This is a genomic window from Neisseria sp. KEM232, assembly GCF_002237445.1.
Taxonomy (GTDB): Bacteria; Pseudomonadota; Gammaproteobacteria; order Burkholderiales; family Neisseriaceae; genus Neisseria.
Map to the genome: position 1 here is coordinate 374,548 of NZ_CP022527.1, position 11,977 is coordinate 386,524.

Below are 11,977 nucleotides of genomic sequence, written 5' to 3' on the forward strand. Positions count from 1 at the left end.
CCTGTTTGGCTGTTCAGACGGCCTGATTGCCCGAAAATCAGGCAGAAAAGGGACTTTCAGACAAATTTTATTCTTTTGTTTTTCAAACAGATGGAAAAATATTTTATAACAGTAATAATTATCGTTTGATTTGGATGGAAAGTTGGGATAATATGCGATCCATCGAAGCAGACGGATGTTGCCGCAAGCAAGTAAGCACACGCAGGGAGGAAGAAATGTCCGAAACGATGTTCAAGCTCTTTGCCCCGGATATTTTACAGCTGCACCGGCAGATTTTTTCTTCATGGCTGGCTGTATCCCCGGCAAAAGATAACGGCGAACCGGCCGTATTCAGTAGCGTGTACGCCCATATCGACGGCCATTATTATTTCGCTCTGCCCGAACAGTGCCCCGCCCTCGACAGGCAAAACGGTATCGTACTGATTGAAAACGAAAAGGCCGATATCCGCCTGAGCTGGGTTGGTCGCACGCGGGAAGTTTCCTGCAAAGAATGTGTTTACCGCGAAGCCTGCGCCGTATTGCAGCGGCGCTGCGGAGGGGAGGCAGACTTCGACGAAAACTGCCGTCTGTTGGAGCTTGATCCCGAACAGGGTCATTTGAGCATCAGCGGCAAATACGATTCCGCGCTGTCTCCCAATCTTCTGCAACGCGCTCTTTATCCTGCCGCACAACGTGTTCCTGCGGCAGCCTGATGTAAAAGTTTTGGTAGTGGTTTGTGTTCCTTTTGCGCCCCTGTTTTCAGGGGCGATTTTTTTGTACGGCTTTTTTCAGACGGCCTTATCTGTCACAATCAGGCCGTCTGAAAAAGCTTATCCGAATATGCAACTGATCAAATATTTGCAGGCGCAGGGGCTGGGCAGCCGCAAGCAGTGTCTTTGGTTGATTGAAAACGGCTGCGTCGCGGTGAACGGCGAAATTCTCAACGGCGCAAAAACCGAAATTTCGCCCGCCGAAGTCTCTTCTCTGGCAGTTGACGGCGAAGCGGCAACGGTGATCCCCCTGCCTTATTTCTATATCGTGCTCAACAAGCCCGCCGGTTACGAAACCTCGCACAAACCGCGCGATTATCCGAGCGTGTTTTCCCTGTTTCCCGACCAGCTGCGCAATACCGATATGCAGGCTGTCGGGCGTTTGGATGCGGATACGACGGGCGTTCTGCTGATTACCAACGACGGTCAGTTCAACCACCGTCTGACTTCGCCGAAGCACAAAGTCCCCAAGTTGTACCGAGCCGTTTTGAAACACGCGGCGGACGAAGCGTTCTGCCAAACGCTGAAAAACGGCGTGCTGCTGCACGACGACAATGCAACAGTTTCGGCTGCCGATGCCGTGCTCGAAGATCCGCACACGCTGCTGCTGACGATTACCGAAGGCAAATACCATCAGGTCAAACGCATGGCCGCCGCTGCGGGCAACAGAGTGGAAAGCCTGCACCGCCTGCAATTCGGCGAATGGTCGGCGGAGGATTTAGCGGCGGGGGAATGGCATTTTGTTACTCTGTGACAGCGGTTGCGCCGACTGCCGCTTGTCCGCATCCGGCAACCGCTCGTACATCTGCGGTTTGCGCTCCTCGCTGCTGCCGCTAGTATGCGAAGCGTCTGACAGACGTTTGCTTTTTGGCAGACATGTGAGTAAGACGTTTTCCCCGTAATGTGTTTGGCCATCTATACTTCCCCTTGGTATAGATGGTATTTTTTTGCCTGCCGTTTTGGCCGATAGGACAGACAAAACCCCGAAGCGCGTGTCCGCTTCGGGGTTTTGCTGTGGTGGGCAGCTTATTTCATGCCGGGAAATACGCCTTTCATGCTTTTGGCCATACTCATCAGCTTGCGCATATTGTTACCGCTGAACATTTTCATCATTTTTTGCGACTGCTCGAACTGGTTGAGCATTTTGTTCACTTCCTGAACAGTCGTGCCCGCACCTGCGGCGATGCGGCGCTTGCGGCTGGCTTTGATGAGTGCGGGATTGGCACGCTCTTTCGGCGTCATCGAATTGATGATGGCTTCGACGTGTCCCATCGCTTTTTCCGCCGTGCCTTCGGGAATCTGCTGGGACAGGCGGCCGATTTCGCCCGGCATTTTCGACATCAGGTTTTCCAAACCGCCCATATTGCGCATCTGCTGGATTTGCAGTTTGAAATCGTTGAGGTCGAAGCTTTTGCCTTTGCGCAGCTTCTTCGCCATCTCTGCGGCTGCGGCTTCGTCTATGCCTTTTTGCACGTCCTCAACCAAAGTGAGCACGTCGCCCATGCCCAAAATGCGGCTGGCGATGCGGTCGGGGTGGAAGGCTTCGAGGCCGTCGATTTTTTCGCCGACGCCGATGAATTTGATCGGCTTGCCGGTCACCTGGCGCACGGAAAGCGCCGCACCGCCGCGCGAATCGCCGTCCATTTTGGTGAGGACGACGCCGGTAAGCGGCAGGGCTTCGTTAAACGCCTGCGCGGTGTTGACGGCGTCTTGGCCGAGCATGGCGTCAACAACAAACAGCGTTTCCGTCGGATGAAGCGCGGCGTGCAGGGCTTTGATTTCGTCCATCATTTCCTGATCGATGGCGAGACGGCCGGCGGTGTCTACCATCAGCACGTCGTAAAAGCCGCGTTTGGCTTGGTTCAGCGCGGCCTGCGCGATTTCGACGGGCTTTTGCGAAGTGTCGGACGGGAAAAAGTCGACCTGCACCTGTTCGGCCAGCAGGCGGAGCTGTTCGATGGCGGCGGGGCGGTAAACGTCGGCAGACACCAGCAGGATTTTTTTCTTTTTGTCCTGCGACTTGATCAGGCGGGCGAGTTTGCCGACGGTGGTGGTTTTGCCCGCGCCCTGCAAACCGGCCATCAGCACCACGGCGGGCGGCGCGACGGACAAATCCAGCCTGCTGTTTTCTTTGCCCATCAGCTCGATGAGCGCCTGGTTGACGACGGTAATGAAGGCCTGTTCGGCGGTGAGGTTGTCGGAAATTTCGCGTCCGACGGCTTTTTCTTTCACGGAGGCGACGAAATCGCGCACCACGGGCAGGGCGACGTCGGCTTCCAAAAGGGCGAGGCGCACTTCGCGCAGCGCGGGTTTGATGTTTTCTTCGTTCAGCGTGGCAATGCCGCGAACGTTTTTAAAGACCGAATAAAAGCGGCCGGTCAGATTGTCTAACATGGACTTCCTTCGAGTAAGCTGCCACGCGGACAGTGTAGTTTGATAAAATCGGCGCATTTTACACCAACCCGCGCGTTTGATGGATACGCGCCCAGCCGAAAGAGCGCCATGCCGATTATGCTGATTTGTCTGATGCTTGTTTACGCCGCTTTGGCCGCTTTTGTGTGGTTTTGGCGGCTGAAGAAAAACGCGGACGGCTATCCGCTGGGCAGGGAGCTTGCCGTTCTGGCTGCCGCCCTGCTGCCGCACGGCGCGGCGCTGCTGCTGCCCGTGCTGCACGACCGCATGCTGATTTTGGGTTTCGGCTATGCCACGGCGGTGATTGTATGGCTGATGCTGATGCTGTATCTGGCGGGCAGTTTTTTCTACCGCCTGCGCGGCTTGCAGCTGCTGCTTTATCCCCTGTCGGCCGCGCTGCTGCTGGTTGCCGTTTTGTTTCCCGGCCACTCGGCGGCCTACCGCCTGACCGACTGGCCGTTTATGCTCCACATTGTGTCGTCCCTGCTGGCATACAGCCTGTTCGGCATCACCACGCTGATTGCGGTGCTGATTTTGTGGCTCAGCCGCGATCTGCACAAACACACGCTCTCGCCCGCCCGCTCTTTTCTGCCGCCGCTTTTGAGCTTGGAAAAAATGATGTTTCAGGCGATGTGGGCGGGTTTTGCGCTGTTGACGGCGTCGGTGGTGAGCGGCACATTTTTCTCCGAGGCCGTGTTCGGGCGGCCGTTTACCTTCACCCATAAAAACCTGTTCGGCGTGCTGTCGTGGTTTATTTATGCGGCGCTGCTGCTCAAACGCGCCATGACCGCCTGGCGCGGCAAACGGCCGGCGGTGTGGACGATAGTCGGTTTTGCCAGTCTGATGCTGGCCTACGCGGGCAGCAAGTTTGTGTTGGAAGTGCTGTTGCACCGCTAAATGCCGCCCTGTACGGAAGAGGCCGTCTGAAAAATACTTTTCAGACGGCCTCTCCGTTTCATTTCGCCTTTTTCAGACGGCCTGTACATAAAACAGGCCGTTCTTGTGAAACGGCCTGCCGGTCAAACTTCCTGATTTTATTTGGGATCGCGCCCTGTTTTCTCTATTTCTGTTTATCGGCCTTTGTTTACTTGGCTTTGTGTAGCGCAATGTAATCCATCAGTAGCGCTTATGGCAAGAGTACTTATCGTTGATATTTTAATAAAGGCGCAAAATTGCCGAATTTTATCTTTTTGTAGCGGATTATGCTTCTAAAACCGAATTTGCGTCTGCTTGCCGATTTGTGCTTAAAATACCGTTTAGTCGAATGTAGTTGCAATTTTCTCGCGCAAAGGCCGTCTGAAAACGGAGCTGCAACGAAGTCAAAACCCGCCCTGCAGCCTCGGGCAAACCGTATGACGCCGTTTTCCGTTTTCCATTAGAATGCCGCCTTTTTTCAGACGGCCTCACGCCATGCGCCTCACCCACATCAAACTCTCCGGCTTCAAATCTTTTACCGACCCGACCACAATCCATGTACCCGGCCAGCTGGTGGCCGTTATCGGGCCAAACGGCTGCGGCAAATCCAATGTAATCGACGCGGTGCGCTGGGTATTGGGCGAGGCTTCAGCCAAGCAGCTGCGCGGCGAAAGTATGCAGGACGTGATTTTCAACGGAGCGGCCACCCGCCGCCCCGCGCCGAGGGCTTCGGTGGAACTGGTGTTTGACAACGCCGACCACTCCTTGCAGGGCGCATGGGGGCAGTATGCCGAGGTGAGCATCAAACGCCAGCTTACGCGACAGGGCGAATCAACTTATTTCATTAATAATCAGGTAGTGCGCCGCCGCGACATCACCGACCTGTTTTTGGGTACGGGCGTGGGCGCGCGCGGCTATGCGGTGATTGAACAGGGCATGATTTCGCGCATCATCGAAGCGCGGCCCGAGGAGCTTCGCGCCTATATAGAAGAGGCGGCCGGCGTGTCCAAATATAAGGAGCGGCGCCGCGAAACCGAAGGCCGTCTGAAAGACACGCGCGAGCATTTGCAGCGGCTGGGCGATTTGCAAAACGAGTTGGCGCGGCAGGTGGAAAAGCTGGAAAAACAGGCCGAAACGGCCGAACGCTACCGCTTTCTCACCGAGCAGCTCAACCGCCAGCAGGATTTGCTCGATTACAGCCAATGGCGGCAGTCGCTCGCCGCCGCCGACAAAGCCACCGCGCAGCATCAGGCTTTGCAGGCGCAGCAGGACGAGGCCGCCGCCCAAATCCAAACGCTTTCAGACGGCATCCGCGATTTGCAGCAAACCGAGCAGGCGCAGCAGCAGAGCGCACACGATTTGGCCAACCGGCGCGGCGTGTTGCGCGAACAGATTGCCCGCCTCGAAGAGCAAATCCGCCACCGGCAAAACCTGCACCAGCGCATCGAGCGCGACAAGCAGGCGGCGCAGGCGCAGATGCAGCGAATCCGCCAAGAAGAGCAGCAGATTCGCGCCTTGATGGAAGAAAACGACATGGCGTTTGAAGAGCGGCAAACCGAGTTGGCCGAACTGGCGATGCAGGTGGCCGAACACGAAGAGAGCCTGCCCGAACTGGAAGAAGCCCAAGCCGCGCTCAACGCCGCCTATCAGTCGCAACACGACGAGGCCGCGCGGCTCAAACGCGAGCTGGCCTTGAAACAGCAGCAGCTTGCCCACGCACAGCAAACCCTGCGCCGCCACGAAGAGCGCAAAGGCCGTCTGAACGCCGAAAGCCAAGCCCTCAACCTGCCCGATGCGGCCGACACCGCCGCCGCGCAGGAAGCCGCCGCGCTGCTGCAAAGCCGGCAGGAACATTACGAAGAGCAGATTGCCGCCGCCGAACAGCATTTGACCGCCGCGCGGCAGGCTTTTCAGACGGCCTCAACCCGTTTCCAAAACCTGCAACAGCAGTCCATCACGCTGCAGGCGCAGCAGCAGGCCATCTCGCAGCTTTTGACGCAGCAGGAAACCGCCGATTTCTGGCCGCATACCGAATGCGCCGACGCGCCGCAGCTTTGGCAGCACATCCAAGCCCCGTCCGAATGGCAGCACGCGCTGGGCGCGGTGTTGGCCGAACGCCTGCACGCCCGCGCCGTACCCGATACCTTCGCGCCGCCCGCGCCGCTGCCGCAGGGCGCAGCCGCCTGGTTTTCAGACGGCCTCAGCGGCGGCGTGAAAAAATCCCTGCCCGCGCAAGCCCTGCTCAACCAAATCCAAGCGCAGCCGCCGTTTCAGACGGCCTTGCACCACTGGCTCGACGGCGTGTTGTGCGCACCGAACCTCGATTACGCCCTCGCGCACCAATCCGACTTGGGCGGCGGCCAAATCTGGCTCACGCCCGAAGGCCACCAAATCGACAAAGTCAGCGTGCTGCTTTACGCCACAAACACGCAGGAAAGCCTCATGGCGCAGAAAGCGAGTTTGGACGACATCGCCGCCTCGCTGGCCACCCTCGCACCCGAGTTGGAACACGCCCGCGCCGCGCAGCAGCAAGCCCAAGCCGAAGCCGAAGCAGCCGAGTCGCAACACCGCAGCCTGATTGGGCAGCAGCAACAGAACAGCCGCGAACACAGCCGCGCCCAGCAGCGCGCCGCCGAGCTGCTCACCCGCACCAACCAAGGCCAAATCCGCCGCGAACACATCGAGCGCGAGCTTGCCCAAATCGAAGAAGAAGCCACTGTATTGGCGCACAGTTCAGACGGCCTCGAAGACGACATCGCCACGCTGGCCGAAGCCGCGTCCGAACTCGAAACGCAGCAGCAGCACGCCGCGTCCGAGCGGCAAACGCAGCAAGGCCGTCTGAAACAGGCGCAGCTTGCCCTTTACGAAGCCAACCGCCGCTACGGCCTGGCCGAAGTCGCCGTGCACAAGCTCCAACAGCAGCAGCAAAACCACCAAGCACAAATCCTGCGCCTGCAGGAGCAGGCCGAAGAATGGCAGGAGCGCCAGCAAGAACTTGCCCTTGCCTACGAAACCGAAATGCAGGGCGACGAGCAGCACATTCAGCTTGAACACCTGGGCGAAGCCGTGCACATGCTCGACGAAGAATACGCCGAACTGCAAAGCGCGTTGGCCGACACGCAGGCGCAAGGCCGCGAACAATACGCGCAGCTGCAAGCCGCGCAAACCAAGCTGCCGCAGCTTCAAGCCGCCACCCAAACCGCCCTGTTGCAGCAGCAGGAAGCCCTGCTCAACGCCAAACGCTTCCACCAAAACCTCACCGAACGCGGCGCGGATTTGGACGCGCTTGAAGCGTCTGCCAAAGAAGCAGGCCGTCTGAATATCCAAAACAGCCAAATCGCCGACACCGCCCGCCAAATCGAAGCCCTCGGCGCGGTCAACCTCGCCGCCCTGCAGGAACTCGAAGACGCACGCGAGCGCGACGGCTACTACCGCAGCCAAAGCGAAGACGTACAGTCGGCCATCGCCCTGTTGGAAGAAGCCATCGCCCAAATCGACGGCAAAACCAAAGAGCGTTTCAAAGCCACCTTCGACGCCGTCAACGAAAAAGTCCAAACCTTCTTCCCCACCCTCTTCGGCGGCGGCGAAGCCGCACTGCACATGATAGGCGACGATTTGCTCACCGCCGGCGTATCCATCATGGCGCGGCCGCCCGGCAAGAAAAACTCCACCATTCATCTGCTCTCCGGCGGCGAAAAAGCCCTCACCGCCATGAGCCTCGTGTTCGCCCTGTTCAGCCTCAACCCCGCGCCCTTCTGCCTTTTAGACGAAGTGGACGCGCCGCTGGACGATGCCAACACCGGCCGCTTTTGTAACCTTGTCAAAGAAATGAGCGCGCAAACCCAGTTCCTCTACATCTCGCACAACCGCCTCACGATGGAAATGGCCGAACAGCTCGTCGGCGTAACCATGCAGGAAAAAGGCGTATCACGCATCGTGGCCGTCAATATCCAAGAAGCCCTGAAAATGGCCGAGAGCGCGTAGGGTGCATGGGCGCAAAAAGGCCGTCTGAAACCCCCGTTTCGGTTTTTCAGACGGCCTTTCTTTATCTGACTATGCTTTCAGACGGCCTTACGCCTTACTCTGCCTAAAAATCCAATCCAACACCGGCGCGATGTTGTAGGCGTATTTCCAAGTGGACGTATGCCCCGACGCGCCGCCGGCATTAGCTTCTGCTGCGGTTTTAAACACCGTGCCTTTGGCAAAGGCAACGAAATTCACATTGGCGTTTTGCGCGGCGATTTTGTCGAAGGCCGTCTGAAACTTGTCGGCCGGCCATTGCGCGTTCCAATCGTCGGCGCGGGCGACTTTCGCGCCGAAGGCGGCGAGTTTTTCGGTGATGGCGATTTCGCCCGGGTAGGCTTTGGCATCGTCCTGCGACACGGTAATCCACCATTTCACGTTTTTCATCTGCGGCGTGAGCAGCGCGGGATTCCATTGGCAGGCAACGAGATACGACGCGGCGAAAAAGTCGGGATATTTGATGTTCATGGCGATGGACATCATGCCGCCGCCCGACTGGCCGGTGGTGTACAGGCGATTGCCGTCTATCGGCAACTCGGTTTGCAAGTGTTTGATTAGGTTGATGGTAGCATCGAGATAGTTTGACGCGGTGCTGGTGTCGTCCACAATGATTTCGTCAAACTCGGGCGCGATGACAAAGCAGGGATGCTGCGCCTGAAACCCGGGCGACGCCCACGCAATCGCGCCGTTGCCCTGATAGAGCGGGGCTTTGACGATGGTGCCGGTTACGCCCGCGTCGTGCATAAACAGCACCAACGGATAGCGTTTGCCGTCTTCGATATTCTTCGGCGCAAACAGGTTGTAGCGCACGGTTTTGCCCGTTTGTTTGTCGGCGTATTCGCGCTGGACGAAGTCGTCGAATACTTCGTTGATCACAGCGGCCGTCTGAAACGTTTGCCCGCCGATATTCACTTCGGCCGACGCGGCCTTGAGCGTGGGCGCACTGTCGCCCTTGTCGCCCGCCTTGCCCGGGCCGTTTTTGGCGGGATCGGCATTGGCGGATTTGCCTGCGGGGCGGCCTTTTTTCACGGTAAGCAGCGCGCCATCGTCATACGGATTGAGCTGTACAATCACAAAACGGCCGCGCTCGGACGGCATGCCGTCGGCACTCTGCGCCACATAAACGCGCTCTACCGTGCGCCCCGCCACGCTGTATTGCGACGGCTCAAGCGCGGCGGCAGACACATCGTCGCGGTACTTCACCGCCACCGCCACCAGCCGCATCCCGTCGCCAAACACACGGGTTACGGCAGTGGCCGACTCAACAGCATTATCCGACGCGCCGCCCAACGCGGCACAGCCACCCACGGTAAACAACACGGTTGCACCGGCAGCGGACAATAAAAATTCACGGCGGGTAGGCATGGGAACTCCAATCGGTTCAAATGAGAAAGGCCGCCTTTTAGCACGCTTTGCGGCGTGCCTCAACCGCAGGCCGTCCGCCGGAGCGCAAACAGGAAAGGCCGTCTGAACAGCCGTTTCAGACGTCCTTTGCTCGCTCGGGCTGCGTCATGAGGCCGTCTGAAAGCAAGGTTTCAAAGAAATGAAACCGCATGCTTGCGGGTTCGGCCGTTTTCACGCCGTTGATGCTTCGCTTTCAGACGGACTCTGCGTGCCTCTGTAAAACAAATTCAAACAAAACTTATTAAAAACAATGCTGAACAAGTATAATCGCTATCGTTTTTCAACTTTAACCACCATCAAGGACATCCTTATGAAATACCCGAAAAGCCGTCCCACCCTGCTCGCGCTGGCGCTGATGCCGCTGTTTGCCTTTGCCGAAGACGAAGCCGTGTTGGACACCGTTACCGTCACCGGTACGAAATCCGCCTCCCTCAACCAGGGCTATTCCACCGCAGGCACTTACGCGCCGCTGGGCATCGGCATGACCCTGCGTGAAACGCCGCAAAGCGTGAGCGTAATGACCGCCAAGCAGATGGAAGACTGGAAGCTCGACAGCCTGCGCAAAGTGATGGAACAGACCAACGGCGTTACCGTGAAAAGCGGCAGCGGCGGCAGCGACCGCTACACCGGCCTGCACGCAAGAGGCATGGAAGTACGCAATTTCCAAATCGACGGCGTACCCATGCGCAGCTCCGGTTTCAGCAAAGATTCGTGGACGGGCTGGGGCGGCATCGACACCCGCTCGCTCGACCGCGTGGAAGTGTTGCGCGGCGCGTCGGCACTCTTGGGCGGCACGGGCGATCCCTCCGCGCAAGTGAGCCTGGTCCGCAAACGCCCCACCAAAGAACGCCAAGGCGAAATCGGCATCGAAGCGGGCAGCCACAGCCGCGCAGGCATCAGCGGCGACCTCTCAGGCCGTCTGAACGACAGCGGTTCGCTGCGCGGCCGCATCGTTACCGGATACGAACGCAGCGGCTACCAAACCGAAGACGCGAAAATGCGTAACAGCAGCCTGTATGCCGTAGCCGAATGGGATGCCGCGCCCGACACCACGCTTTCCGTTGGCACGCAGCTGCAACACCGCCGCGAAACCGACACCCCCATCTTCCTGCCCACCGCCTACGACAGCGAAGGCTATCCGCTCAAAGACGAAATCAGCCGCCGCGCCAACAACTCAACCGCAGACACATCCTACAAATACAGCAGCCGCAACGTGTTCGCCGAACTGCGCCACCGCTTCTCGCCCGACTGGAAAGGCAAACTCGAATACAACTGGATGCGGAACACCATACACGACCGCCAAGGCTACGCGGCGATGAAAACCGATCACGACAGCCGCGAAATCGACCTCATCGAAACCCGCGACGACGAAAAAACCACCAGCCACAGCTTCGTCGCCTCGGTTGACGGCAAATACAGCCTCCTCGGCCGCAAACACGACATCATGGCCGGCATCAGCGGCTTTCACACCAAAACCCGCGACCCCGCAAGCTTCGCCCGCTACGACAACGCCTTCGGCCTGCACGACTTTCTAAACAACCGCAGCCTGCGCCCGGCCAACCCCGTACCCGACGCGGAATACACCGTTGACGACGACATCCGCGCCCGCCAAATCGGCGGCTACTTCGCCACCCGCTTCCGCCCCGTCGAACGCCTCGCCCTCATCGGCGGCGCGCGCTACAGCCGCATCACCATGCAAAAAGCCGAACACGTCGCAGGCACAAGCGAAAAAGTCAGCCGCAGCAAAGCCACACCCTACATCGGTGCCGTATTCGACCTGAACGAAAACCTCTCCGCCTACACCAGCTACGGCACATCGTTCGAACCCGTGTTCGAGCGCGGCCAAGACGGGCGTTTCCTCAAACCCACCACCGGCCGCAACGTCGAAATCGGCCTCAAAGGCGAATTTTCCGACCAACGCCTCAACGCCTCCGCCGCCTTCTTCGACACCCGCAAAAACGGCATGGCCAAATACGTAGAAAGCGGCGACTACTACGTTTCCGAAGACAACATCCGCACACGCGGCTTCGAGGCCGAAATCTCCGGCCGCATCCGCGACAACTGGTCGGCCAACGCAGGCTACACCCTGCAAAACCGCAAAGGCGGCGAAGACTCCTACGAAGCCGACCTGCCGCGCCACCAGATCAAACTCGCCACCACCTATGATCTGAACGAGCGCCTCACCCTCGGCGGCAGCCTGCGCTGGCAGAGTAAAACCAGCAACATCAACAAAAGCGCACTCAACGACGAAACCGACCCCGCCGCCCTCGAACGCGCCCGCCGCTCCGCCACCCAAAAAGCCTACACCCTGGTTGACCTGATGGCCGCCTACCGCATCGGCAAAAACGCCGAAGCCACGTTAAACGTGAACAACGTGTTCAACACCCGCTACCGTACCCTATCCACATTCCTCGCCTACGGCGAAGCGCGCAGCGCAGTGTTGGGCTTCAAATACCGCTTTTAAAAAGCGGCAA

7 protein-coding genes are annotated in these 11,977 nt (G+C 58.5%); 5 read left to right on the forward strand and 2 right to left on the reverse strand.

Annotated elements, in window-relative coordinates; translation table 11 throughout:
* Positions 1-26: 26 nt before the first annotated feature.
* Together CGZ77_RS01790 and CGZ77_RS01795 are read left to right on the forward strand one after the other, a co-directional pair.
* Positions 27-692 carry a hypothetical protein gene (locus CGZ77_RS01790; RefSeq protein WP_232304422.1) on the forward strand — a complete coding sequence of 222 codons (666 nt, stop codon included), beginning with the start codon at positions 27-29 and terminating at the stop codon, positions 690-692.
* Between the two features lie 127 nt (positions 693-819).
* Positions 820-1,503, forward strand: a complete 684-nt coding sequence (locus CGZ77_RS01795; RefSeq protein ID WP_036496872.1) for a pseudouridine synthase — start codon at positions 820-822, stop codon at positions 1,501-1,503.
* A 272-nt stretch (positions 1,504-1,775) separates the two neighbouring features.
* Here CGZ77_RS01795 and ffh read toward each other — a convergent pair whose 3' ends face one another.
* The gene (gene ffh, locus CGZ77_RS01800; protein ID WP_009427543.1) at positions 1,776-3,143 is read right to left on the reverse strand and encodes a signal recognition particle protein; all 1,368 of its coding nucleotides are present in this window, start codon (positions 3,141-3,143) and stop codon (positions 1,776-1,778) included.
* Between the two features lie 108 nt (positions 3,144-3,251).
* On the opposite strand from ffh, the gene CGZ77_RS01805 reads away from it, so the two are divergent.
* Both CGZ77_RS01805 and smc read left to right on the forward strand, forming a co-directional pair.
* Positions 3,252-4,058: an inner membrane protein YpjD gene (locus tag CGZ77_RS01805; RefSeq protein WP_009427542.1), complete on the forward strand. Its 807-nt coding sequence runs from the start codon at positions 3,252-3,254 to the stop codon at positions 4,056-4,058.
* A 513-nt stretch (positions 4,059-4,571) separates the two neighbouring features.
* Positions 4,572-8,060: a chromosome segregation protein SMC gene (gene smc / locus CGZ77_RS01810; RefSeq protein WP_009427540.1), complete on the forward strand. Its 3,489-nt coding sequence runs from the start codon at positions 4,572-4,574 to the stop codon at positions 8,058-8,060.
* A gap of 87 nt (positions 8,061-8,147) precedes the next feature.
* Here the strand turns inward: smc and CGZ77_RS01815 are convergent, their stop codons facing one another.
* Positions 8,148-9,464: a Tat pathway signal sequence domain protein gene (locus CGZ77_RS01815; RefSeq protein ID WP_009427539.1), complete on the reverse strand. Its 1,317-nt coding sequence runs from the start codon at positions 9,462-9,464 to the stop codon at positions 8,148-8,150.
* Between the two features lie 349 nt (positions 9,465-9,813).
* Here CGZ77_RS01815 and CGZ77_RS01820 point away from each other — a divergent pair, with 349 nt between their 5' ends.
* The gene (locus CGZ77_RS01820) at positions 9,814-11,967 is read left to right on the forward strand and encodes a TonB-dependent siderophore receptor (protein WP_036496871.1); all 2,154 of its coding nucleotides are present in this window, start codon (positions 9,814-9,816) and stop codon (positions 11,965-11,967) included.
* Positions 11,968-11,977 lie beyond the last annotated feature (10 nt).